The sequence below is a fragment of the Teichococcus rhizosphaerae genome, from assembly GCF_002631185.1.
Classification (GTDB): Bacteria; Pseudomonadota; Alphaproteobacteria; order Acetobacterales; family Acetobacteraceae; genus Pseudoroseomonas; species Pseudoroseomonas rhizosphaerae.
The window spans coordinates 257,819-280,046 of sequence record NZ_PDNU01000003.1 but is presented as its reverse complement, the minus strand read 5'-3'; the positions used below and the strand labels follow the sequence as shown (position 1 = coordinate 280,046).

The window sequence follows — 22,228 nt, the reverse complement described above, 5'->3', positions numbered from 1 at the left end:
GGTGGCCTGCGGGAAAATGCGAGAGGCGGGACTCGAACCCGCATGACCTGAGGCCGGACGATTTTGAGTCGTCTGCGTCTACCGTTCCGCCACTCTCGCGCGCGCGGCGCGGCCTTTCCTGTAGCGCAAGCCGGGGGCGGCGTCACGGGGTCGCGCGCCGCCGGCCATGCTTCAGGTCATCGGCACCATGACATGCCGCGCGAAGCCCGGCCGCCCGGCCAGCGAGCCGTACCAGCGGCGCAGCTCCGGCAGCTCCGGCCGCTCGAGCGGCAAGGCGTGCCAGCGATGCGCGAAGATCCCGAGGGCGATGTCGGCCAGGGTGAAATCCTCCCCCTCGATGAAGGGGCGGCCCTCCAGCTGGCGGTCCAGCAGCGTCCACAACGCGGCCGCCTCGCGCCGCGCCGCCTCGGCGGCCGGCCAGTCCCGCTCCGGCTCGGGGATGCGGACATGGGTGAAGAACAGGGTGGTCATCGGCTTCGAGAGATGGGCGAGCTGCCAGTCCATCCAGCGCTCGATGCCGGCGCGAGCACGGGGCGCGGCCGGGTAGAGCGATGCCGCGGCCGGCGTGGTGCTGGCCAGGTAGCGCAGGATGGTGTTGCTTTCCCACAGCGCCCAGCCATCCGGCTCCTCCAGCGTCGGCACCAGGGACATCGGGTTCTTGGCGGTGTAGCCGGCTTCCCGGGTCACGCCGAAGGCGCCGCCGGCGTCGCGGCGCTCGTGCTCCAGCCCGGTCTCGTCGCAGAACCAGAGCAGCTTCATGACGTTGCTGCTGTTGGCGCGGCCCCAGATGATCCGCATGCGGTCCTTTCCTCCCCCGGATGATGTGGCGCGCGGCCCGGCGGGGCCGCCGGGCGGGGACGGTATGCGTTTCACGCCAGCCGGTCCAGCCAGCGTGGCGCTTGACCCGGCGGGATGGCGGCGCGAATTTCCGGCTCCAGGCCCCCTTCCTTCCCCGGCCCCTCCCGCAGGCGGTGCCCAGGCGGCGGCCCGTCCGCCCAGGAGCCAGCATGAACCAGAGCGTCCCCCAGCCCCTCCCCCTTCGCGACGCCGACGGCATGCTGGACCCCGTCTGGTCGCGCATCCGGCGCGAGGCGGAGGCGGCGGCGGCGCAGGAGCCGGAGCTGGCCGGCTTCCTGCACGCGGCGGTCCTGCAGCATGAGAGCCTGGAATCGGCGCTGGCCACCCGCGTCACGGCGCGGCTCGACCATGCGGACCTCCCCGCCGCCCTGCTGCGCCGCAGCCTGGAGCGCTTCCTGGAGGAGGACCCGGCGCTCCGCGAGGCGGTGCGCAGCGACATCATGGCCGTGGTGGACCGCGACCCGGCGACCTCCCGCGCGCTGGAGCCGCTGCTCTACTACAAGGGCTTCCACGCCCTCACCACGCACCGCATGGCGCATGTGCTATGGCGCCAGGGCCGGCGCGACATGGCGCTGTGGCTACAATCGCGCAGCTCCGCCGTGTTCCAGACGGACATCCACCCGGCGGTGCGCATGGGCCGCGGCATCTTCCTCGACCACGCCACCGGGCTGGTGGTGGGCGAGACGGCGTTGATCGAGGATGACGTCTCGATCCTGCAGGGCGTCACCCTCGGCGGCACCGGCAAGGAGGGTGGCGACCGCCACCCCAAGATCCGCCGAGGCGTGCTGATCGGCGCCGGCGCCAAGGTGCTGGGCAATATCGAGGTGGGCGCCTGCGCGCGCATCGCCGCCGGCTCGGTGGTGCTGAAGGCGGTGCCCTCCTGCACCACCGTGGCGGGCGTGCCGGCGCGGGTGGTGGGCCAGGCGGGCTGCGCCGAGCCGGCCCGCGCCATGGACCAGATGCTGGACCCCGCCGAGGAATGATGCCCCGCTCCCTGCCGATTCCCCTGGCCGTGGCGGCGCTGGCCGCCGCCGCGCCGCTCCTCGCCATGGCGAGCGAGCGCTGGGGCGGGCTGAACCCCTGCCTGCTCTGCCTGTGGCAGCGCTGGCCCTACTGGCTGGGCGCGGTGCTGGCGCTGCTGGCGCTCTGGCTGCCGCGGCGGCCGATGCTGGCGCTGGCGGGCATCGCCATCCTGGGCGCCGCCGCCGCCGGCCTGGTGCATGTCGGCGTGGAGGCGAAGTGGTGGCCCTCGCCCCTGCCCGGCTGCGCCGCCCCCGCCGCCGGCGGCGCGCGCAGCGTGGAGGATCTGATGAACAGCCTCGCCCCCGCCCCCGCCAAGCCCTGCGACGAGCCCACCTACCTCATCCCCGGCCTGCCCGTTTCCATGGCGGCGATGAACCTGGTCTACGCGCTGGGACTGGGGGGCGTCGCGCTCCTGGCATCGCGACGCCAGCGCTGAAGGCGGGCGCTCAGTTCTCCAGCTCGGTGTCCCAGTAGAGATAGTCGCGCCAGCTCTCATGCAGGTAGTTGGGCGGGAAGCTCCGGCCGTTGTCCTGCAACTCCCAGCCCGTGGGCTGGCGCGGCACGCGGCGGGGGAACATGCGGATCTCCTGCGGCAGCTTGGAGCCCTTGCGCAGGTTGCACGGCCCGCAGGCGGTGACGACGTTCTCCCAGCTGGTGCGCCCGCCCCGGCTGCGCGGGATCACATGGTCGAAGGTCAGCTCCTGGGTCGGCCGCTCCTCGCCGCAATAGACGCAGGAGAAGCCGTCGCGCAGGAAGACGTTGAACCGGGTGAAGGCCGGGCGCCGCGCCGAGGGGATGTATTCCTTCAGGGCGATGACGCTGGGCAGCCGGATGGTGTGGCGCGGCGAGCGCACCAGGGTCTCGTATTCCGACAGCACCGAGACGCGGTCGAGATAGACCGCCTTCACCGCGTCCTGCCAGGACCACAGCGACAGCGGGAAATAGGACAGCGGACGAAAATCCGCGTTCAGCACCAAGGCCGGGAAGCCGCCGGGAGATGCTCCCGGGCTTCCCGCAGACATCCCGTCAGGCAAGCGCCGCTCCTTTCAAGCTGCGCGCATCAACCTCTGGGGCCGGACCGAGCGGATGGGCCCCAGATATCGTGGCGCCGCCGGTGTGCAGCGGATTCATGACAGCCCCGCACGGCCGGCGCAACCTCCGGCCATGCGGGTTTCACGGCGCTGTCACGCAGTGGTGTCGAGCCGCGCGGCGGCGCGCTGCAAAAACAGCGCGCCGGCCGACAGCCCCGCATCGTCGATGCCATGCGCCAGGCGGGGGCAATAAAGCGCCTCCACGGGGACACCCGCGGCGCGCAGCGCGGATTCGGCGGCGCGGCTGGCGGCGGCGGGCACCACCTCGTCCGCCTCGCCATGCACCAGCAGCACCTCGGGCCGGGCGGCGATCTCGCCCGCCAGCAGTTCCTCGCCGATCAGCCGGCCGGAATAGGCCAGGATGCCGGCGGGCGCGACCTTGCGGCGCAGCCCGGTGAAGAGCGCCATCATGGCGCCCTGGCTGAAGCCCATCAGCACCACGGCGCTTTCCGGCAGGCCGGCGGCGGCGGCCTCGCGCGCGATCATCTCGTCCAGCAGCGGCCGGGCGGCCTGGGCGCCGGCCAGCACCGGGGCGGGGCGGCGGTCGGCCAGGCTGAACCACTGGCGGCCATAGGGCCCGCCCTCGCAGGGATGCGGCGCGTGCGGCGAGATGAACAGCGCCTCCGGCGCCGCCTGCGCCCAGTGCGGCGCGAGGTCGATCAGGTCGTTGCCATCGGCGCCGTAGCCATGCAGCAGGAAGACGAGCAGCTTCGGCCTGCCCCCTGCCTTCGGTCCCCAACGCGGTCCATCGAGTGCGGCCATGCGCCATCCCCTTGCTGCGGTCAGGCCGCATCCGCTACGCGCGATCGGCCATGGCCGCAACCACCGTCACGCGCTTCGCGCCCAGCCCCACCGGACGCCTGCATCTCGGCCACGCGCACAGCGCCCTGCTGGGCTGGCGGCTGGCGCGCGAATCGGGCGGGCGCTTCCTGCTGCGCATCGAGGACATCGACCCGGTGCGCTGCCGCCCCGAATTCACCGCCGGCATCCTGGAGGACCTGGCCTGGCTGGGGCTGGACTGGGACGGCCCGGTGCGCGTCCAGTCCGAGCACCTGCCGGACTACCGCGCCACGCTGGAGCGGCTCTCGGGAATGGAACTGCTCTACCCCTGCTTCTGCACCCGCGCCGACATCGCCCGCGAGGTGGCGGCGATCGGCCATGCGCCGCACGGGCCGGACGGGCTGCTCTACCCCGGCACCTGCCGCCGCCTGGGCGCCACCGAACGCGCGGAGCGGATCGCCGCCGGCCAGCCCTACGCGCTGCGGCTGGACATGGCGGCGGCGCTGCGGCGGGCGCCGCGCCCGCTCTCCTTCCTGGAGGTCGGGCGTGGCCGGCTGCGCTGCGACCCGGCGCGCTTCGGCGACGTGGTGCTGGCGCGCAAGGACATCCCCGCCTCCTACCACCTCTGCGTGACGCGGGACGATGCGTTGCAGGGCGTGAGCCTGGTGACGCGGGCCGCGGACCTGCTGCCCGCCACCGACCTGCACCGGCTGCTGCAATCTCTGCTGGGGTGGAAGGCGCCGCGCTACCGCCACCACCCGCTGCTGCTGGGCGCCGATGGCCGGCGGCTCTCCAAGCGCGACAACGCCCCCACCCTGGCGGCGCTGCGCGAGGCCGGCCACGGCCCGGCGGCGGTGCGGGCCATGGCCGAAGGCGCGGCGCGGGGCTGAGCGGCCCGCGCCGCGGGGCAGGCCGCGTCAGGCGCGGCCGTAGGTGTCCTCGAAGCGGACGATGTCGTCCTCGCCGAGATAGGAGCCGGACTGCACCTCGATCAGGGTCAGCGGGATCATGCCCGGGTTCTCCATGCGATGGACGCAGCCCAGCGGCAGGTAGATGGACTCGTTCTCCCGCAGCATGATCCGCTCCGCGTCGCGCTCGACGATGGCGGTGCCGGCCACCACCACCCAGTGCTCGGCGCGGTGGAAGTGCTTCTGCAGGGACAGCTTGGCGCCGGGCTTGACCGAGATCTTCTTCACCTGGAAGCGGTCGCCCTTGATCAGCCCCTCATAGTGGCCCCAGGGGCGATACATGCGCCGGTGCTCGGTGGCCTCCTTGCGGTTGGCCGCCTTGAGCTGCTCCAGCAGCTTCTTCACGTCCTGCGCGCGGTCGCGGTGCATGGCCAGCACGGCATCGTCCGTCACCACCACCACGGCGTCCTCCAGGCCCACGACGCCGGTCAGGATGCCCTCGGTGCGGACATAGCAGTTGCGGGCCTGGTACAGCTCCACCGGCCCCTGCGTGGCGTTGCCCGCGGCGTCCTTGGACGAGACCTCCCACAGCGCCGCCCAGGAGCCGACATCCGACCAGCCGATATCGGCCGGCACCACGGCGGCGTGGCTGGTCTTCTCCATCACCGCGTAGTCGATGGAGATGTCCGGCGCCCGGGCGAAGGCCGCCGGGTCGAGGCGGATGAAGTCGAGGTCGCGGGTGGCGCCTTCCACCGCGCCGCGCACCGCCGCCAGAAGGTCGGGCGCCAGGCGCTCCAGCTCGGCCAGCAGCGTCGCCGCGGTGGCCACGAACATGCCGGAATTCCAGAGATGCTGGCCGCCGGCCAGGAAGCGGGCGGCGGTGCCGGCATCGGGCTTCTCGACGAAGCGGGCGACGGCGGCGACGCCCTCCAGCCCCTCCAGCGGCTCGCCCGCCTCGATATAGCCATAGCCGGTCTCGGGCGCGGTGGGCTTCATGCCGAAGGTGACGATGCGGCCGGCGCGCGCGGCCTCGGCCGCCTTGCCGAGCGCCGCGTGCATGGCGGCGGTGTCGGCGATGGCGGCATCGGCCGGCATCAGCCACAGCACGCTCTGGGTGTCCTCCTCATGCGCCAGCAGCGCGGCGGCGGCGATGGCCGGGGCGCTGTTGCGCGCCGTGGGCTCAAGCACGATGCGCGGATTCTCGATCCGCGCCTCGCGCAGCTGCTCGGCCACCAGGAAGCGGTGGTCCTGGTTGGCGATCACCAGGAGGCTGGCGAAGCTGGGGCCGACGGCGCGGTTCGCCGTTTCCTGCAGCATCGAGTGCTGCGACAGCAGGGGCCAGAACTGCTTGGGGAACCCTTCGCGGGACAGCGGCCAGAGACGGCTGCCCGTCCCGCCGCACAACACCACCGGCACAATGCGCTGCTGTCCCGTGTCCGCCATTTGTAATACTCCGCTCACAAATTCCGGAACAACATAAAGGACAAGCCAGAAAATAAAAGCCGCCCCAGGCGGTAAACCTGGGGCGGCTTCAGGCGCGGACTGGACGGCGGGGCTTCAGCCCGCCATCGCGGCTTCCTTCTTCTTGCGCAGGCCGGGCAGCAGCATGAGGCCCAGCGCCAGGGCGGAGATGGCCAGCAGCACGCCGCTGATCGGGCGCTCGACGAACACCATCGGGTCGCCGCGCGAGAGCAGCATGGCGCGGCGCAGGTGCTCCTCCATCATCGGGCCGAGCACGAAGCCCACCAGCAGCGGCGCCGGCTCCATCTTGATCTTGGCGAAGACGTAGCCCAGCACCGCGAAGAACACGGTCTGGTAGACGTCGAACACGTTGTTGTTGATGGAATACACGCCGATCGCGCAGAAGGTCAGGATCGCCGGGTACATGTACTTGTAGGGCACCTGCAGCAGCTTCACCCACATGCCGATCATCGGCAGGTTGATGACCAGCAGCATCAGGTTGCCGATCCACATGGAGCAGATCAGGCCCCAGAACAGGTCCGGCTGGCTTTCCACCATGCGCGGGCCGGGCTGGATGCCCTGGATGATCAGCGCGCCCACCATCAGCGCCATCACGGCGTTGGAGGGGATGCCCAGCGTCAGCAGCGGGATGAAGGAGGTCTGCGCCGCGGCGTTGTTGGCCGCCTCGGGACCGGCCACGCCCTCGATCGCGCCGCTGCCGAACTCGGCCTTACCGCGCGCCATCTTCCGCTCCATCATGTAGGAGCCGAAGGAGGCGAGCGAGGCGCCGCCGCCGGGCAGGATGCCGAGCGCCGAGCCAAGGATGGTGCCGCGCAGCACGGACGGCGTCGCGCGCTTCCATTCCTCCTTGGTCAGGAACAGGCTGCCGACCTTGGCCGACAGCACCGAGCGGACCTCGGGGCGCTCCAGGTTCAGGATGATCTCGGCGATGCCGAACACGCCCATCGCCATGGCGGCGAAGTTCAGGCCGTCCGACAGCTCGGGGATGCCGAAGGTGAAGCGCTGCTGGCCGGTCTGCACGTCGGTGCCGACCAGGCCGAGCGCCACGCCCAGTACCACCATGCCGACCGACTTCACCACCGAGCCCTGCGCCAGCACCGATGATATGACGAGACCCAGCAACATCAGCGAGAAGTAGTCGGCCGGCCCGAAGGAAAGCGCGACCTCGGTCAGCAGCGGCCCGGAGGCGGCGACCAGGATGGTGGCGACCGAGCCGGCGAAGAAGGAGCCGAGCGCCGCGATGGCCAGGGCCGCGCCCGCGCGGCCGTTGCGGGCCATCTTGTAGCCTTCCAGCGTCGTGACGACGGCCGAGACCTCGCCCGGAAGGTTCAGCAGGATGGCGGTGGTGGAGCCGCCATACTGCGCGCCGTAGTAGATGCCGGCCAGCATGATGATGGCGGTGGTGGCGGGCTGGCCGAAGGTGATCGGCAGCAGCAGCGAGATGGTGGCCACCGGGCCGATGCCCGGCAGCACGCCGATGGCGGTGCCGATCAGGGCGCCCAGCAGCGCGAACAGCAGGTTGTCGAAGCTGAGCGCGACACCGAAGCCGTGGGCGAGGTTGGAGAAAAGAAGTTCCATGGTTTTCCGGGCGCTCTCAGAAATTCGGCCAGACGCTGACGCGGATGTCCAGCTCGTGGATGAACACCCACCAGCACAGCACGATGAGGAAAATCACGGTGCCCAGCACGCCGATCGGGCGGTGTTCCGGCTCGGCCAGGGCCGCCACCACCACCATGGCGGCGATGGCGAGGAACAGGCCGCCCTGATCCAGCAGGATGCCGAACACCGTCATGCCGGCCAGGATCAGCGCCAGCTTGCGCCAGCCCGGGCTGACCGCCAGCACGCCGAGACCGATGACGAGCGCGAGGCCCAGCGCGTACCAGTTGCCCGAGAGCGCCGGCACCGCCGCCAGCAGGGGGTAGGCCACCAGCGTCGCGGCGATGGCGAGGGCAAGGGTGACGAAGTCGACCTTGGTCCATTTCTCCAGCGGGTCCGCGCCGCTGAACAGCGAGATCACCAGCACGATCGCGCCGAGGCCGAACTCCAGCCAGAACACCAGCATCGGCATGTAGCCGGGGCCCATGCGCCGCGCCGAGCCCAGCGTGTGCTCGGTGTTCAGCCACAGGCCGATGATTGACAGCACCACCAGTAACAGACCGGAGGCGAGGTCTTTTGCATTGATCCTCATGCCTATTCCTTCTTGAACCCCACGCGCCGCAGGCACGCCTAAATATCTCCGGAGACCGGAAAGGGCAGCCTCGCGAAGCTGCCGCCGAATGCGCGGGCGTCCTGCTCCCGGAGGGGCAGGATGACAATGCCCGATGGTTGGACGATGTCAGGCCACCGTATCAGCCAGCCTGCCGGACATGATCGAGAGCGGCCCGGCGGCAGTCATGGCCGAAGACCTTCTCAGCCCGCATTGCGGTTCCGGCGTCCCACTCGCATCCTCCCCCCAGACGCTGAATGGCGGCAACCTATGGCACCGGAATGCACCGGGGCAAGGTACCAGATATTCATGAACAAAAGTTCATGAATGCTGCAACGCAATAAAATTCCGGAACAGAGCCGGTTCCTGGCGGAATGGGACAATCGAGGCCATGACAAACGAATTTCTGTTCAATGATACAACACAGTGGTTGCACAGCTCGGCGCAGCAACAAGCACCGCATCTTGTCTCTCTACGCCGCGATATCCATGCGCATCCGGAACTCGCCTTCGAGGAGGTCCGCACGGCCGGCCTCGTCTCCGCCGAACTCGGCCGCCTGGGCATCCCGCACCGCACCGGCATCGGCCGCACCGGCGTCCTTGGCGTCATCGAGGGCGGGCGCCCCGGCCCCACTCTGGCGATCCGCGCCGACATGGACGCGCTGCCGATCCATGAGGAAACCGGCCTGCCCTATGCCAGCACCGTGCAGGGCAAGATGCATGCCTGCGGGCATGACATCCACACCGTCACCCTGCTCGGCGCCGCGGCGCTGCTGAAGGAGCTGGCGCCGCGCCTGGCGGGCCGCGTGGTGCTGGTCTTCCAGCCGGCCGAGGAAACGCTGCAGGGCGCCGCCGCCATGATCGCCGATGGGGCGGCGGACGGCATCGACATGGCGCTCGGCTTCCACAACCACCCCGACATGCCGGTCGGCCGCTTCGGCTACGTGCGCGGCGCCTGCCTCGCCGCCGCCGACCGCTTCGACCTCGTGATCCGCGGCCGATCGGGCCACGCGGCGCACCCTTACGCGGCGGTGGACCCGATCGTGGCGGCGGCGCATTTCGTCACTCAGGCGCAGACCGTGGTGTCGCGCGAGGTGAGGCCGCTGCACCCGGCGGTGGTCACCATCGGCCAGTCCTCCGGCGGCACCACCTACAACATCATCCCCGAGCGGGTGGCGCTGAAGGGCTCCGTCCGCACCCTGCACGCGGCGGCGCGGGACACGGCGGAGGCGGCGCTGCGCCGGCTGGCGCAGGGCGTCGAGGCCGGCTTCCGCGTGGAGGCCAGCATGGACTACCAGCGCATGGTGCCCGCTCTGGTGAACGACGACCGCGTGCTGCAGCCGGCACTCGCGGCACTCGAGGCGCAGTTCGGCGCGGCGCTGGTGGCGGAGGGCGAGCCCAGCATGGGGTCGGAGGACTTCTCCGCCTTCGCCAGCCGCGTGCCGGCCTTCCAGCTCCGCATCGGCTCCGGCGCCCCGGGCCGCGACGATGCCCTGCACAATGCCGGCTACCAGCCGGATGAGGGCTGCATCCCGGCCGGCGTCGAGGCACTCTCGCGCATCGCGCTCGACCTGCTTTCGCGCGCCTCCTGAAGCGGAGCTGAACCTGGCATGAAGATCTGTGTATTCGGCGCGGGCGCCATCGGCGGCCATGTCGCCGCCCGCCTGGCGCTGGGCGGCGCCGAGACCAGCGTGGTGGCGCGCGGCGCGCAGCTCGCCGCCATCCAGCGGGAGGGGCTGACCATCGAGGCGCCGGACGGCACCCGGACCGTGCGCGTCGCCGCCGGCAGCGCCGCCGAGCTGGGGCCGCAGGACGCGGTGATCGTCACCGTCAAGGCGCCCTCCCTGCCGCAGGTGGCGGAGGCCATCGCGCCGCTGCTCGGGCCGGAGACCACGGTGGCCTTCGTGATGAACGGCATCCCCTGGTGGTATTTCGACCGCCATGGCGGCCCGCTGGAAGGCCGCCGCCTGCCCGCCATCGACCCGGGCGACAGGCTGCGCGAGGCCGTCGGCATCGGGCGCACCCTGGGGGGCGTGGTCTATTCCGCCTGCACCGTGACAAGCCCGGGCGTGATCAAGGTGGAGCACGCCAACAACCGGGTCATCCTGGGCGAGCTGGATGGCAGCGTCTCGCCCCGCGCCCAGGCCATCGCCGGGGCGCTGAGCAGGGGCGGCATCTCCGGCGAGGTGACGGATGCCATACGCCGCGAGGTCTGGGCCAAGCTGATGGGCAATCTCAGCCAGGGGCCGTTCACCATCCTGTCCCGACAGGGCATCGGCGGCACGCTGGCCGACCCCACGGTGCGCACGGCCATCCTGCGGGCGATGCGCGAATCCATGGCGGTGGCCGCGGCGCTCGGCCATCCCTTCGAATACGACCTGGAGAAGCGCGTCGCCTCCTCCTCCAGGCTGGCGCACAAGCCCTCCATCCTGCAGGACCTGGAGCTGGGGCGGCCGATGGAGGTGGAGGCGCTGTTCCGCACGCCGCTGGAACTGGCCCGCATGGCGGGGGTGGAGACGCCGACGCTGGACCTTTCGGTGGCGCTCGCCACCCAGGCCGCCACCGCCGCCGGGCTCTACGCGCCACCCGCCGGCTGAGGGCGCGGGGCCGGGGGCGGACCGCCCTCCCCTGGCCCCGGAGCAGCGGAACCGCCGGCCGCCGCCACCGGCAGGGCGGTCTGCCCCAGCACCCAGCCTTCCCAGCGCCGCACCCATGGATCGTCCGGCACGAAGTCGGGCCGCGCGCCGTCCAGCACGCCCACCAGGCAGAGCAGGCCGAACATGCTGTCGAGCCGGTCCTCGCCGGCCGCATCGGCGCCGAAGCCGTCCAGCACCGCCTGCTCCAGCGCGCGGGAAGGCCGCACCGCGAGCCGCGCCATGGCGAGCAGCAGCGACGGGCCGGCGGCGCGGCGCGCTTCCCGGTCCCGCTTGCTGCCGGGCAGGAGGATGCCGAGCTGGCGCATCGCCTCGGCCGGATACACCTCCGCCAGCACGGCGTGGCCGGGCTCCAGCAATTCGGCCAGCCCGCCCTCGAAGGGCCAGAAGCGCAGCCTGGCGCCCGCCGCGAGCGCCGGCGCCAGCCAGTCCCGCCAGGCGGCGATGGCGGCCTTGCCGGACTGGTTGGCGCCCAGCGTCCAGAACACCGGCGCGCCGGCCGGGCGCTCGGCGGTCGCCATGTCGCACAGGCGGCAGAGCCCGGCGGCATCGGGCAGGCCGAGCGCCCGGGCGTGCGACAGCCGCGTCATCCCCTTCAGCCCGCGCGCCGGGTAGAAGGGGCGCGCCGGCGAGACGGTCTCCAGCGTCGGGCTGACCACGAAGAAATCCGGCGTGGCGGACAGGCCGCGCAGGAAGTGGCGGAAATCCCGCTCCGGCCGCTGGGCGGCGAAGCCGCGTGGCAGGCCCAGCGGCAGATCGAGGCCAAGCGCCAGCGGCACGCCCTCCGCCAGCAGCCCGGCCACCAGCGCGGCCGGGTCGCCCACCGGGCGCGGCGCCTCCGCGCGCCACCGCCCGCCGCGCCGTCGCGCGATGCTGACCCAGCGCTTGCGCGGATCGGTGCTCCAATCCGCATGCGCCGCGATCATCGAGACATCGTCGTCCACCGGAGGAAGCCGCATGCCCTACACCCGCACCGCGCGCCTGCTGCACTGGGCCACCGCGCTGGCCGTGCTGGCCATTGCGGCGCTGGGCCTCTGGATCGCCTGGGCGCCGCCGCAGGAGGAGGCCTTCAAGCTCCGCCTCTACAACATCCATGAGAGCCTGGGCATCACCGTCCTGCTGGCGACGCTGCTGCGCCTGTTCTGGCGCTGGCGCCACCCGCCGCCGCCGGTCCATCCGCCGCCCCCGCCCCTCCTGCAAGGCGCCGCCTTCGCCACCCATGCCGCGCTCTACGCGCTGCTGCTGGCCATGCCGGTGGTGGGGTTCCTGGCCACCAATGCCTGGGGCTTTCCCCTCTCGCTCTTCGGGGTGATCCCGCTGCCGAGCCCGGTCGGCCGCAGCGAGGCGCTGGCGCCGCCGCTCACCGCGGTGCACGGATGGATGGCGCTCGCCCTCGGGCTGCTGGTGGCGCTGCATGCCGGCGCTGCCCTTTGGCACCACTGGGCGCGGGGCGACGACACGCTGCGCCGGATGCTGCCGCGCCGCGCCGGCCCGGGCGGCGGCTGAGGCCGGCGCCAAGTTTCGTTGCGGCCCGCGGCGGCGCCAGTCTATGCCGGAGGGCGGAGGCCGCCGCGCCTCCGCGAACAGCCGAGAAGCGCCGCCAAGGCGCTCAGGAATGGAGGATCCGTCTTGCCCATCGCTTCATCCGCCGGGTTTGGCCGCCGCGCCCTGCTGGCCGCGGCCGCCGGCCTGCCGGCCCTGGCCCCTGCTTCCGCCCACGCCCAGGATGCCGCCTTCCCGACCCGGCCGATCAGCCTGATCGTGCCCTTCCCCCCCGGCGGCACCACCGACATCTCCGTGCGCGCCCTGGCGGAAGCGGCCTCGCGGCACCTGCCGCACCCGATCATCATCGAGAACAAGCCGGGGGCGGCCAACACGCTGGGCGCCGCGCAGGTGGCCCGCGCCAAGCCGGATGGCTACACCCTCACCCAGTTCCCCGCCTCCGCGATCCGCGTGCAGATGCTGCAGAACCTGCCCTACGACACGCTGCGCGACTTCACACCTATCCTCTGCGTCACCGGCTATCCCTTCGTGGTGGCGGCGAAGCGGGGGCGGTTCACGGGCGGCTGGAAGGGGTTCATCGAGGCGGCGCGCCAGGCGCCGGGCAAGCTTTCCTATGGCAGCACCGGCGCCAACGGCACGCCGCATGTCCACATGGCCGAGCTGCTGCAGCGCGAGGGGGTGGAAGCCACCCATATCCCCTTCCGCGGCGATGCCGACGGGACGCAGGCGCTTCTCGGCGGGCATATCGACGTGATGGCGGGCTCCACCAGCCTCGGCGGCGTGGTGGATGGGGGGCAGGCCGAGTTCCTGGTCGCCTGGACGCCGGAGCGCCTGCGCCGCTGGCCCAACGTCCCCACCCTGCGCGACCTCGGCTACGACAAGGTGGTGACCACGCCCTTCGGCATCATGGCGCCGGCCAGCCTGCCGCCCGCCATCCAGCGCCGGCTGCACGACGCCATGGCCGCCGCCCTGCGCGACCCCAGCTACCTGGCCATGCAGGAGCGCTACGACATGCTGCCCGAGTACCGCGACAGCGCCGCCTATGCCGCCCTGCTGCGCGACATGGTGCGGGAGGAGGCGGCGCTGATCGAGCGGCTGGGGCTGAAGGGAAGCTGAGGCGGGCTCAGCCGAGCGGCTTCTGGGCGCGCTCCAGCAGCCGGGCGAAGAAGCCCGGCTTCTTCGCCGGCTCGGCGGCCCTGGCGGCGCGCGCGGCCAGGGCCTCGCGGTCCTGCGCCTTCATCGACAGCCACTTGTCGAGGCTGACGCCCGCCTTGGCGGCGCGCTTCGCCTCATAGGCCCGCTGCCCCTCGGTCATCCGCGCCGGCTGCTGCACCTTGCCCGTCATATCCTGTTCCTCTTTCCAGGCCCTCGCCGGCCTGCCGCCCGGGGGTGAATGCCGCGCCGCGCGGCGGCCCGCAAGCGCTTCCCCGGGCCCGCCCCCCAAAGATGGCTTGCATCCCGGCGCCAGGGCATGACCCTCTGCCGCCATGGAAGCGAAAGTCAAAGCCGGGCTCTGGGCCCAGATGGCGTTGCGGCTGGCCGACATGGCCGGCCGCCCCGGCATGGTGCTGCGCAAGGGAGACCCGGATTCGGGCGGCATCCTCTGCGTGCTGCGCGGGCGGCAGGGCTGCGTGGTGCTGAGCCAGGCGCGCGACGGCGAGGGCCGCCCCGCCTGGATGCGCGGCACCGGCCCGGACCCGGTGCCCGAGCCCGTGGCCGACGCCTATGTGGAGCGCCAGCTGAAACGCGACCCCGATCTCTGGGTGCTGGAGTTCGAGGCGCCGGACCTGACGCCGCCCTTCGAGGCGCGGATCCTCTGAGCGCGGCAGCCCGGCGAGCCTCCCACCCCGCCGCTCAGAGTACCAGGTCGAGCGAGGCCAGGGCGCCCACCCCATTGCCCAGGAAGCCGAAGCTCACCGTGGCATCCTCGGCGATGCCGCCATTCCAGGCGGCGTTGCGGATCACATAGCCGGCGGCGTCCCGCGCGACGATCTCGGCGTTCCAGATCTGGGTGATCTCGTAGGGCGTGTCGAGCCGCAGCTGCCAGCCCTGCACGGCGCCGCGGCCCTCATTGGTCAGCGCCACGCTGGCCTGGAAGCCGCCGCCCCAGGCGTTCACCACCGAGACGCTGCCTTCGAGCCCGCCCTCCTCCCGCGGCGGCTCCACGGGCGGCTCCACGGGCGGCTCGACCGGCGGCTCGAGCGGCGGCGGCGGAGGCTCCGCGTCGTCGTCGAGGATGGTGCCGGTGCCGCTCATGTCGCCCGCCGTAGCGCCGCGCGGGCTGGAAAGCACCACGGAGAAGGTCTCGTCCGCCTCCGCCAGCCTGTCCGGCGCGATGGCGATGGCGATGGTCTTGCTGGTCTCGCCCGGCTCGAAGCGCAGCGTGCCGGAGGCGGCGGTGAAGTCGCCCGCGCCCGCCGTTCCGGGCGCGGTGGCCCAGTCCACCAGCACCGCCTCGGTGGCGGCGGCGGAAAGGGTGGCGGTGAACAGCATGGTCCGCGCCGCGGGCTGAGCGCCGCCCCCGCCATCGGGCCCGCCATTGGGGATGTCGCCGAGGTCGAATTGCAGCGGCTCCAGCCACTGCATCTTGCTCTCGATCACGGTGTGCCAGTCATCGGCCAGGATGCCGCCCGTGTCGCCGGAGTTCGGGTTCCAGGACCACCAGGTCCAGCTCACCCCCTGCTCGCCGGCCGCGATGTCGATGTCCCCATCGAGGTCGAGGTCGCCCGAGAGATAGCCGGTGATCGCCTCCAGCCAGAGCAGGTCCTTCGGATCCTGCAGCCTGGTGCCGAACTCGCCGAGCAGCACGGGGGCGATGTTCTCGCGGTAGAGATAGCCCCACATCTGGTCGAACTTGGCGGCCAGCCCCGCCTCGAAGCCGGGCTGCTGGAACCAGGGCTGGGCGTAGATGGAGTTCGGGTAGTCATGCGCCGAATAGACCAGCTTGTCGGCCACCGAGAGCTGGACCGGGCGGTTCCGCGCCCCCATCAGGTTGCCGCCCCACCAGTAGTTGTCGCCCTGGTGGCTGCCGACGCCCTCGACGATGATCAGCCAGTCCGGATTGGCGGACAGCACGGCATTGCCCGCCCGCTCGGCCGCCGCCGCCCAGTCATTGGCGCCGCCGCCGCCCCAGTTGCCAGCGTGTGGCTCGTTGTGCAGGTCGGCGCCGACCACCGCCGCCTCGCCCGCATAGCGCGCGGCCAGCATCTTCCAGTCGGCGATCCACTGCGCCTCGGAATAGCCCGCCTCGTACCACAGCCCGTTGCCGGAGGTGCCGGCGCCGGCGCTGCTGCGGTGGTGGTCGAGGATGATGCGCAGCCCGATCTCGCCGGCGTAGCCGATGATCCGGTCCATCACCTGCAGGCCGGTGAGGCCCTGAAGATCGGCGTTCTTGGAGAAGTCGATGCCGTTCGGCACGGCGGCGGTGTGCAGCAGCTCGGAGGAGAAGGGCAGGCGGATGGTGTTGAAGCCCTCCGCCTTCATCTGGTCCATCATCTCCCGGTAGCCGCGCGCCCACAGCCCGTGCGGGGCGAAGTTGGCGGATTCGAGCCCGAACCAGTTCACCCCCGCCAGCTTCACGGCATTGCCGTCCGCATCGACGATCTGGTTGCCCCGCGTGCTGAGGAAGCCGCTGGCCTCGCCTCCACCGCTGCCGCTGGCCGGGTCGCCCTCCGCCAGGCTGGCATCACCGATGTCATTGCGCGGCGGGGGGGGCGCGGCGTCGTCGTTGCGGATGGTGCCGGTGGCCTCCGCATCGGCCAGCGTCGCGCCGGAGGGGCCAGAAAGGCGCAGCAGCAGCGTCTCGTCCGCCTCCACCGCCCGGTCGCCCAGCACCGCCACGCGGATCGTCTTGCTGGTCTCGCCGGCGGCGAAGGTGAGCCGGCCCTGCGAGGCGGTGTAGTCCGCCCCGGCCGTCGCGGTGCCGTTGCCGGTGGCGTAGTCCACCGTTACCGCCTGTGTGGCGGCGCGGTCCAGCGTCACGGTGAAGACCAGCTCCCGCGTGCCGCCATCGCCTTCCGCCACGGCGGCATCGGCGATGGAGATGGCGGGCATGGCTTCCCCGCCGCCCATGGGCGCGCCGTTCAGGCTGAGGCCCTGGGGCTGGACCGCCGCGCTGCCGCTGGCCTGGAAACCGATGCTGGCGGTGCCGCCCGCCGGCACGGCGGCGTTCCAGGACAGGTTCCGCAGCACGTAGCGGGTGCCGACATGGCTGACGATCTCGGCGCCCCAGAGATTGGTGATCTCGAAGCCGGAGTCGAAGGTGACCGTCCAGCCATCCAGCCCCCCTTCCCCGCCTTGCAGCAAAAGGTTGCCGATGAAGCCGCCGCTCCACTGGTTGGGCACGCTGTAGGTGAGGGTCGATGCCATGGGCAGCCTCTCCGCCAGGAAATGACCGGCCCATCCTAGCCCAGGTGGCGGGAGGCCTTGCAGCCGGAGATTTCATGTCCTGCGGGGTTTTTCACTCCCCGGCTGTGAAGGAATGGCGGGGAGGAGCGGCTTTCCGCCCCTTCCCGCCATGCCCGGTCAGACGGCGGTGGCCATCTTCACCGGCGGCTTCAGCTCCGGCGGCAGCGGGCAGACATAGGGGCTCTCGGCGAGGCGCGCGGCATGGTCGGCCTTGGCGCGCTCCACCAGCCCCGGGTCCCGCAGCGCCTCGACGGCGACGCCCGCCATCACCTTGGCCACATGCACCATGCCCTTGTGGGCGATGCCCGACTTGCCCTGCGCCGTGAGCTGCCAGCTATGCCCCGGCGTGCCGATGGCATAGGTGGCGCCGCGCGCCTGCACCGTCGGCACCGCCCAGGACACGTCGCCCACATCGGTGGAGCCCACCATGGCCACGCCCTTGGCCTCCAGCGGGATGATCTCGTCCGCCAGCGGCACGCCGCGCCGCACCGGCACGCCCATCCGCTTGAAGGCCGAGGCGATGTCCTCGTCGGAGAGCGTCTTCTGGAAGGCGGCGGCGAGCGCGCGGTCCTCGTCGTCGAAGGGCGGCGGGCCGAGACGCTCAAGCTGGTCCTGCAGGGCGCGCTCCAGCGGCGTGTTGGCCAGCAGGTTGGAGACGGCGGAGACCACCTTGGTGGAGACGGTCGTCTCGGTCATCAGCGCCGCGCCGTCGGCCACCTTGCGGACGCGGGCGATCAGCGCCTGCAGCCCCGGCAGGTCGGTGGCGCGGATCAGGTAGCGCACCTTGGCCGTGCCCTGCACCACGTTGGGCGCGATGCCGCCGGCATCGAGATAGGCGTAGTGGATGCGCGCATCCGACGGCATGTGCTCGCGCATGTAGTTGACGCCGACATTCATCAGCTCCACGGCATCCAGCGCCGAGCGGCCGAGATGCGGCGCGGCGGCGGCGTGGCTGGAGCGGCCGGTGAAGGAGAAGTCGATCCGGCAATTGGCCAGCGAGTTCGCCTCGTTCACCGCCGCGAAGGGCGCGGGGTGCCAGGAGATGGCGAGGTCCACATCCGAGAAGCAGCCCTCGCGCACCATGAAGGCCTTGGCGGCGCCACCCTCCTCGGCCGGGCAGCCATAGTAGCGGACGCGGCCCTTGATGCCGTTCCTGGCCAGCCAGTCCTTCACCGCGGTGGCGGCCAGCATGGCGCCGGCGCCGAGCAGGTTGTGGCCGCAGCCATGCCCCACGCCGTCGCCCGGCAGGGGGCGGTGCTCGGCCACGCCGGCCTCCTGGCTGAGGCCGGGCAGCGCGTCATATTCGCCGAGGATGGCGATGACCGGGCCTTCCTCGCCCGCCTCGCCCATCACGGCGGTGGGAATGCCGGCGAGATCGGTGGTGACGCGGAAGCCATGCGCCTCCAGCGCCGCCTTGTGCTCGGCCGCCGAGCGGAACTCGGCATAGGCCAGCTCGGGCATGTCCCAGATGCGGTCGCTCAGCTCGATGAAGGCCTGCTGGCGCTCATCGACAAGGCGCCAGATTTCCTCGGTGTTGTGCATCGTCAGCCCCTCTCCGTCGCAATGGCGGAGCCAAACTGCGGCCGGGGCAGCGGCTTGTCGAGGCCCCGCCGGCCTCAGCGCGGGGCGGCCAGGGCCTCCATCCGGCGCAGGCCGCGCGCATCGGCCAGCACGGCGGCCAGCTCGGCGCGCGGCAGGCGGGCGGCTTCCTCCAGGGTCTCCGCCTCCTCCAGCTTCGCCAGCCCCAGCAGCAGCGCCGGGTCCAGCGGGTCCAGCCGCGGGCGGCGCGGCGGCGGCAGCATGCCCCGGTGCGCCTCCAGCAGCGCCGGCTCGCGGAACAGCCGCCGCACATCGGGCTCCGGCGCCGCCGCCGCCAGCTCCCGCTGGAGCTGGCGGGCGCGGGACAGCACGGCGGGGGCTTCCCGCTCCTCCGGCGTCAGCAGCAGGCCGAGCCGGCGCAGCCCGAGGCCCACGTCGCGCCGCGCCGTCAGCGCCGCGAGCGGGATGGCCAACGCCAGCCCCAGCACCACGGGCGACATCCACAAGGCGAGATAGGGCGAGACCAGCCAGGCGGCGGCGCCGAAGGCCAGGCCGAACAGCGTGTGCCGCCAGTAGAGCCGCGCCACCTGGCCGAGCGGCACGCTGCCATCGTCGCGCCGCTGCGCGTTCCAGCCGGAATCGTGGCCGAGCAGGATGCCCGCCACATCGGCCGACTGGGTCAGCATCGTCACCGGCGCCAGCAGGCCGGCCACCAGCGTTTCCAGCAGGATGGACAGGAAGGCGCGGATGGCGCCGCCGCTGCCCCGGCGGTCCCGGGCGTGGAACAGCAGCGCGAACCAGGCCATCAGCTTGGGCGCCAGCAGCAGCGCCATGGTGCCGATGAACACCCACATGGCGCGCACCGGATCGACCACCGGCCAGTCCGGGAACAGGCTGGGCTGGCCGGCGGGGAAGTATTCCGGCCGGATGAAGCGCGCCTGCACCGCGAGCAGCACGCCCATGATCAGGAAGACCAGCCAGATCGGCGCGGTGATGTAGGAGCCGATGCCGGTGAGCAGGTGCAGGCGGCTCACCCAGTGCAGCCCGCGCGCCGGCAGCACGGCGGCGTGCTGGAGGTTGCCCTGGCACCAGCGCCGGTCACGGATGGCGAGGTCCATCAGCGAGGGCGGGCTTTCCTCATAGGTGCCGCGCAGCCAGGGCACCATGTGGATGGCCCAGCCCGCGCGCCGCATCAGCGCCGCCTCCACGAAGTCGTGGCTCAGGATGTGGCCGCCAAAGGGCTTGCGGCCGCGCAGCTCCGGCAGCCCCGCCGCCTCGGCGAAGGCGCGGGTGCGGATGATGGCGTTGTGGCCCCAGTAATTGCCCTCCGTCCCGTGCCACCAGGCGATGCCCTCGGCGATCAGCGGGCCATAGACGCGCCCGGCGAATTGCTGCATCCGGGCGAACAGCGTGTTGCCGCCGGCGATGATAGGCAGGGTCTGGATCAGGCCGACATCCGGGTGCCGCTCCATCGCGTCGGCGAGGCGCAGGATGGTGTCGGCCTCCATCACGCTGTCGGCGTCGAGCACCAGCATCTGCGGGTAGGCGGCACCCCAGCGGCGCACCCAGTCGGCGATGTTGCCGGCCTTGCGCTCGGTGTTCTTCGGCCGCCGCCGGTAGAAGATGCGCGCGGCATCCCCCGTGCGCTCGCGCAGGCCCAGGAAGGCCGCCTCCTCGGCGACCCAGATCTCCGGCTGGGTGGTGTCGCTGAGGATGAAGATGTCGAACCGCGCCATGGCCCCGGCGGCGGTGAGCGATTCATGGATCGCCTGGAGCCCCGCCATGACGCGGGATGGATCCTCATTATAGGTCGGCATCAGCAGCGCGGTCTTCACGCCCGGCATGGGCGGGGGGCCGTCGGGCGCGATGCCGAGCCGCCGGTCCGGCCCCGCCAGCAGGCGCAGGAAGCCGCACACCGCGCTGCTGAAGGACAGCGCGATCCAGGCGAAGAGCACCACGAACAGCGCCAGCACGACGCCCTGGAGCGCCGTGGGCCGGCCGCTGTTCAGCACCAGCCACATCTCGCGCCCGGCGAAGGCGGTGAGCGCGATGGCGGCGCCGATCACCAGCAGGCGCCGCAGCCACACCAGCCGGGGCCGCGAGGGCAGCCCCCCTTCCCGCCGCGCCGGGCGCGCGCGCAGCGACTGCACCGGCATCTCCAGCGGGGCCTCGGGCGGCAGGGCGCGCCAGCCCTCCTCTCCGGGCCCGGCGGCGGGCGCCGCCCTGGGCTTCAAGCCGTCCATCGGTAGAGCAGCGTCTCGGCCACCGCCTCGCCGCCCGCCTTCATCTCGACGCGCAGCTCGACCATGCGCGCATCGCCGGGGAACAGGTCGAAGCTGATGCGCCAGCCCTGCGTCTCGGGATTGCGCTGCGCCACCACGTTGCGGACCTCGCCCGTGCTGGCGCTGACATTGACCTCCGGCCTGGCATCGGGCGCCAGGTTCTCCAGCGCGCCGCCGGCGGCGTCGAGCACGAAGAGGCGGCCGCCCTGGGTCCAGGAGGCGCCGGAGCGGGCCTCCGTCACCCGGCCGAGCTCCAGATTGCCCGGCGCCTCGTCGCACCAGTGCAGGCGGAAGGTGTAGCGGTACTCGCCCTTGGCGCGCAGCGGCTCCTTCGGCCGCCAGAAGGCCACGATGTTGTCGTGGATCTCCCCGGTGGTCGGGATCTCGACGAGCTGCACCGCCCCCTCGCCCCAGTCGCCGATCGGCTCGACCCAGAGGCTCGGGCGCTTCTCGTAGCGGGCCTCCAGGTCCTCGTAGCTGTCGAAGTCGCGGCGGCGCTGCATCAGCCCGAAGCCGCGCGGGTTGACGTCGCCGAAGGCGGAAAGCTGCAGGTCGCGCGGGTTGTTCAGCGGCCGCCAGATGCGCTCGCCACGGCCGGTGAACATCAGCAGCCCGTCGGAATCGTGCACCGCAGGCCGCCAGTCGTCGCGCCCGGCGCGGTTCAGCGGCGAGAACCAGAACATGCTGGTCAGCGACGCGATGCCGGCCGTGGCCATGTCCACGCGCGGGAAGACGGTGGATTCGACGTCGAACAGCGTGGTGCGGCCGGGGCGGATGCCGAAGCGGAAGGCGGCCGCGCAGGAGGGGCTGTCGAGCAGCGCGTGCACGGTGATGGCGTTCACCCCCTCGCGCGGGCGCTCGACCCAGAAGGCGCGGAAGAGCGGGAACTCCTCGCCCTTCGGGTCGGCGGTGCCGATCGCCAGGCCGCGCGCCGAGAGGCCGTAGATGTGGCCCCGCGCCACGGCGCGGAAATAGCTGGCGCCGAGAAAGGCGCAGACCTCGTCATAGTAGTCCGCCCGGTTGATCGGCGCGTGCAGGCGGAAGCCGGCGAAGCCGAGATCCTCGCTGCCCGGGCGCGGCAGGTTCTGGAAGTCGAACAGCTCGGGATTGTAGCGGATGGGTCGCGCGGTGCCGCCCGCCACCTCGTACATCTCGACGCGCGGCTTGTAGAGGAAGCCGCGGTGGAACATCTGCATCTGGAAGGGCAACCCGCCCTCGCGCCACAGCGCCTGGGCGGGGCGGTAGCGGATGTCGCGGTACTGGTCGTAGGTGAGGTCGTTCAGCGCCGCGGGCAGGTTCTCGGCCGGCGCCTTGAAGGGCTGCTGGGCCAGGCGCCGCGCCATCTCGCGCACCGTCCCGCCATCGAAGGGCGTCTCCTCCGGCCCCGCCGCCTGGGCCTCGGAGAAGTGCGCCGTTTCCTCCGCCAGGAGAACGGTGGACAGGGACAGGGCGGCGAGCATGGCGTCGCGGCGGTTCACGGCGGGTAACTCCCTTTT

General features: G+C 72.1%; 20 protein-coding genes and 1 tRNA gene. 8 read left to right on the top strand and 13 right to left on the bottom strand.

Annotated elements, in window-relative coordinates:
* Window positions 1-17 precede the first annotated feature (17 nt).
* A tRNA-Leu gene (locus CR162_RS03725) sits at window positions 18-99 on the bottom strand.
* A 72-nt stretch (window positions 100-171) separates the two neighbouring features.
* Window positions 172-798, bottom strand: coding sequence for a glutathione S-transferase family protein (locus CR162_RS03720; RefSeq protein ID WP_099094177.1), 627 nt, complete (start codon window positions 796-798; stop codon window positions 172-174).
* Between the two features lie 209 nt (window positions 799-1,007).
* Here CR162_RS03720 and cysE point away from each other — a divergent pair, with 209 nt between their 5' ends.
* Together cysE and CR162_RS03710 are read left to right on the top strand one after the other, a co-directional pair.
* Window positions 1,008-1,841, top strand: a complete 834-nt coding sequence (cysE, locus tag CR162_RS03715; RefSeq protein ID WP_099094176.1) for a serine O-acetyltransferase — start codon at window positions 1,008-1,010, stop codon at window positions 1,839-1,841.
* Window positions 1,838-2,317, top strand: a complete 480-nt coding sequence (locus tag CR162_RS03710; protein ID WP_099094175.1) for a disulfide bond formation protein B — start codon at window positions 1,838-1,840, stop codon at window positions 2,315-2,317. The genes cysE and CR162_RS03710 overlap by 4 nt, the downstream gene beginning before the upstream one ends.
* A gap of 10 nt (window positions 2,318-2,327) precedes the next feature.
* Here the strand turns inward: CR162_RS03710 and CR162_RS03705 are convergent, their stop codons facing one another.
* On the bottom strand, window positions 2,328-2,903 hold the full coding sequence (locus tag CR162_RS03705) for an HNH endonuclease (protein ID WP_099094174.1): 576 nt from the start codon (window positions 2,901-2,903) through the stop codon (window positions 2,328-2,330).
* 162 nt (window positions 2,904-3,065) lie between these two features.
* Window positions 3,066-3,734 carry an alpha/beta hydrolase gene (locus CR162_RS03700; RefSeq protein ID WP_099094173.1) on the bottom strand — a complete coding sequence of 223 codons (669 nt, stop codon included), beginning with the start codon at window positions 3,732-3,734 and terminating at the stop codon, window positions 3,066-3,068.
* A gap of 50 nt (window positions 3,735-3,784) precedes the next feature.
* Here CR162_RS03700 and gluQRS point away from each other — a divergent pair, with 50 nt between their 5' ends.
* Complete coding sequence (gluQRS, locus tag CR162_RS03695; RefSeq protein WP_099094172.1) at window positions 3,785-4,642, top strand: tRNA glutamyl-Q(34) synthetase GluQRS; 858 nt, start codon at window positions 3,785-3,787, stop codon at window positions 4,640-4,642.
* 27 nt (window positions 4,643-4,669) lie between these two features.
* Here the strand turns inward: gluQRS and CR162_RS03690 are convergent, their stop codons facing one another.
* The 3 genes from CR162_RS03690 to CR162_RS03680 all read right to left on the bottom strand — a co-directional run bounded on the left by CR162_RS03690 (window position 4,670) and on the right by CR162_RS03680 (window position 8,330).
* A complete protein-coding gene (locus CR162_RS03690) occupies window positions 4,670-6,103 on the bottom strand; it encodes a mannose-1-phosphate guanylyltransferase/mannose-6-phosphate isomerase (RefSeq protein ID WP_099094171.1) in 1,434 nt (477 codons plus the stop codon).
* Between the two features lie 114 nt (window positions 6,104-6,217).
* A complete protein-coding gene (locus CR162_RS03685; RefSeq protein WP_099094170.1) occupies window positions 6,218-7,720 on the bottom strand; it encodes a tripartite tricarboxylate transporter permease in 1,503 nt (500 codons plus the stop codon).
* A gap of 16 nt (window positions 7,721-7,736) precedes the next feature.
* Window positions 7,737-8,330: a hypothetical protein gene (locus CR162_RS03680; RefSeq protein WP_099094169.1), complete on the bottom strand. Its 594-nt coding sequence runs from the start codon at window positions 8,328-8,330 to the stop codon at window positions 7,737-7,739.
* Window positions 8,331-8,739: 409 nt separating this feature from the next.
* Here CR162_RS03680 and CR162_RS03675 point away from each other — a divergent pair, with 409 nt between their 5' ends.
* On the top strand, window positions 8,740-9,939 hold the full coding sequence (locus CR162_RS03675) for a M20 metallopeptidase family protein (protein WP_099094168.1): 1,200 nt from the start codon (window positions 8,740-8,742) through the stop codon (window positions 9,937-9,939).
* An 18-nt stretch (window positions 9,940-9,957) separates the two neighbouring features.
* Window positions 9,958-10,944 carry a ketopantoate reductase family protein gene (locus CR162_RS03670; RefSeq protein ID WP_099094167.1) on the top strand — a complete coding sequence of 329 codons (987 nt, stop codon included), beginning with the start codon at window positions 9,958-9,960 and terminating at the stop codon, window positions 10,942-10,944.
* Here the strand turns inward: CR162_RS03670 and CR162_RS03665 are convergent.
* Complete coding sequence (locus tag CR162_RS03665; protein WP_176559700.1) at window positions 10,923-11,960, bottom strand: hypothetical protein; 1,038 nt, start codon at window positions 11,958-11,960, stop codon at window positions 10,923-10,925. The genes CR162_RS03670 and CR162_RS03665 overlap by 22 nt on opposite strands.
* Between CR162_RS03665 and CR162_RS03660 the strand changes: the two genes are divergently transcribed.
* Both CR162_RS03660 and CR162_RS03655 read left to right on the top strand, forming a co-directional pair.
* Window positions 11,959-12,507, top strand: coding sequence for a cytochrome b (locus tag CR162_RS03660; protein ID WP_099094166.1), 549 nt, complete (start codon window positions 11,959-11,961; stop codon window positions 12,505-12,507). The two genes, CR162_RS03665 and CR162_RS03660, sit on opposite strands and share 2 nt — an antisense overlap.
* Before the next feature lie 123 nt (window positions 12,508-12,630).
* Window positions 12,631-13,620: a Bug family tripartite tricarboxylate transporter substrate binding protein gene (locus CR162_RS03655; RefSeq protein WP_176559699.1), complete on the top strand. Its 990-nt coding sequence runs from the start codon at window positions 12,631-12,633 to the stop codon at window positions 13,618-13,620.
* A 7-nt stretch (window positions 13,621-13,627) separates the two neighbouring features.
* Here CR162_RS03655 and CR162_RS03650 read toward each other — a convergent pair whose 3' ends face one another.
* Entirely contained in the window at window positions 13,628-13,849 is a 222-nt protein-coding gene (locus CR162_RS03650; RefSeq protein WP_099094164.1) for a hypothetical protein, read from the bottom strand.
* Window positions 13,850-13,991: 142 nt separating this feature from the next.
* Between CR162_RS03650 and CR162_RS03645 the strand changes: the two genes are divergently transcribed.
* Window positions 13,992-14,324 carry a DUF1491 family protein gene (locus CR162_RS03645; RefSeq protein ID WP_099094163.1) on the top strand — a complete coding sequence of 111 codons (333 nt, stop codon included), beginning with the start codon at window positions 13,992-13,994 and terminating at the stop codon, window positions 14,322-14,324.
* Between the two features lie 34 nt (window positions 14,325-14,358).
* Here the strand turns inward: CR162_RS03645 and CR162_RS03640 are convergent, their stop codons facing one another.
* The 4 genes from CR162_RS03640 to CR162_RS03625 all read right to left on the bottom strand — a co-directional run bounded on the left by CR162_RS03640 (window position 14,359) and on the right by CR162_RS03625 (window position 22,192).
* Complete coding sequence (locus tag CR162_RS03640; protein ID WP_099094162.1) at window positions 14,359-16,872, bottom strand: cellulase family glycosylhydrolase; 2,514 nt, start codon at window positions 16,870-16,872, stop codon at window positions 14,359-14,361.
* Between the two features lie 156 nt (window positions 16,873-17,028).
* On the bottom strand, window positions 17,029-18,453 hold the full coding sequence (locus CR162_RS03635; RefSeq protein ID WP_099094161.1) for a M20 family metallopeptidase: 1,425 nt from the start codon (window positions 18,451-18,453) through the stop codon (window positions 17,029-17,031).
* 74 nt (window positions 18,454-18,527) lie between these two features.
* A complete protein-coding gene (gene mdoH / locus CR162_RS03630; protein WP_099094160.1) occupies window positions 18,528-20,693 on the bottom strand; it encodes a glucans biosynthesis glucosyltransferase MdoH in 2,166 nt (721 codons plus the stop codon).
* The gene (locus CR162_RS03625; RefSeq protein WP_099094303.1) at window positions 20,681-22,192 is read right to left on the bottom strand and encodes a glucan biosynthesis protein; all 1,512 of its coding nucleotides are present in this window, start codon (window positions 22,190-22,192) and stop codon (window positions 20,681-20,683) included. The genes mdoH and CR162_RS03625 overlap by 13 nt, the downstream gene beginning before the upstream one ends.
* Window positions 22,193-22,228: the final 36 nt, after the last annotated feature.

Excerpts from the sequence above, each read along its gene's own strand:
- CR162_RS03675 (WP_099094168.1), top strand. The coding sequence starts at position 8,740 with ATGACAAACGAATTTCTGTTCAATGATACAACACAGTGGTTGCACAGC.
- CR162_RS03680 (WP_099094169.1), bottom strand. The coding sequence starts at position 8,330 with ATGAGGATCAATGCAAAAGACCTCGCCTCCGGTCTGTTACTGGTGGTG.
- CR162_RS03700 (WP_099094173.1), bottom strand. The coding sequence starts at position 3,734 with ATGGCCGCACTCGATGGACCGCGTTGGGGACCGAAGGCAGGGGGCAGG.
- CR162_RS03625 (WP_099094303.1), bottom strand. The coding sequence starts at position 22,192 with ATGCTCGCCGCCCTGTCCCTGTCCACCGTTCTCCTGGCGGAGGAAACG.
- CR162_RS03665 (WP_176559700.1), bottom strand. The coding sequence starts at position 11,960 with ATGCGGCTTCCTCCGGTGGACGACGATGTCTCGATGATCGCGGCGCAT.
- cysE (WP_099094176.1), top strand. The coding sequence starts at position 1,008 with ATGAACCAGAGCGTCCCCCAGCCCCTCCCCCTTCGCGACGCCGACGGC.
- CR162_RS03670 (WP_099094167.1), top strand. The coding sequence starts at position 9,958 with ATGAAGATCTGTGTATTCGGCGCGGGCGCCATCGGCGGCCATGTCGCC.
- gluQRS (WP_099094172.1), top strand. The coding sequence starts at position 3,785 with ATGGCCGCAACCACCGTCACGCGCTTCGCGCCCAGCCCCACCGGACGC.
- CR162_RS03650 (WP_099094164.1), bottom strand. The coding sequence starts at position 13,849 with ATGACGGGCAAGGTGCAGCAGCCGGCGCGGATGACCGAGGGGCAGCGG.
- CR162_RS03660 (WP_099094166.1), top strand. The coding sequence starts at position 11,959 with ATGCCCTACACCCGCACCGCGCGCCTGCTGCACTGGGCCACCGCGCTG.
- CR162_RS03645 (WP_099094163.1), top strand. The coding sequence starts at position 13,992 with ATGGAAGCGAAAGTCAAAGCCGGGCTCTGGGCCCAGATGGCGTTGCGG.
- CR162_RS03685 (WP_099094170.1), bottom strand. The coding sequence starts at position 7,720 with ATGGAACTTCTTTTCTCCAACCTCGCCCACGGCTTCGGTGTCGCGCTC.
- CR162_RS03640 (WP_099094162.1), bottom strand. The coding sequence starts at position 16,872 with ATGGCATCGACCCTCACCTACAGCGTGCCCAACCAGTGGAGCGGCGGC.
- mdoH (WP_099094160.1), bottom strand. The coding sequence starts at position 20,693 with ATGGACGGCTTGAAGCCCAGGGCGGCGCCCGCCGCCGGGCCCGGAGAG.
- CR162_RS03705 (WP_099094174.1), bottom strand. The coding sequence starts at position 2,903 with ATGTCTGCGGGAAGCCCGGGAGCATCTCCCGGCGGCTTCCCGGCCTTG.
- CR162_RS03690 (WP_099094171.1), bottom strand. The coding sequence starts at position 6,103 with ATGGCGGACACGGGACAGCAGCGCATTGTGCCGGTGGTGTTGTGCGGC.
- CR162_RS03710 (WP_099094175.1), top strand. The coding sequence starts at position 1,838 with ATGATGCCCCGCTCCCTGCCGATTCCCCTGGCCGTGGCGGCGCTGGCC.
- CR162_RS03720 (WP_099094177.1), bottom strand. The coding sequence starts at position 798 with ATGCGGATCATCTGGGGCCGCGCCAACAGCAGCAACGTCATGAAGCTG.
- CR162_RS03635 (WP_099094161.1), bottom strand. The coding sequence starts at position 18,453 with ATGCACAACACCGAGGAAATCTGGCGCCTTGTCGATGAGCGCCAGCAG.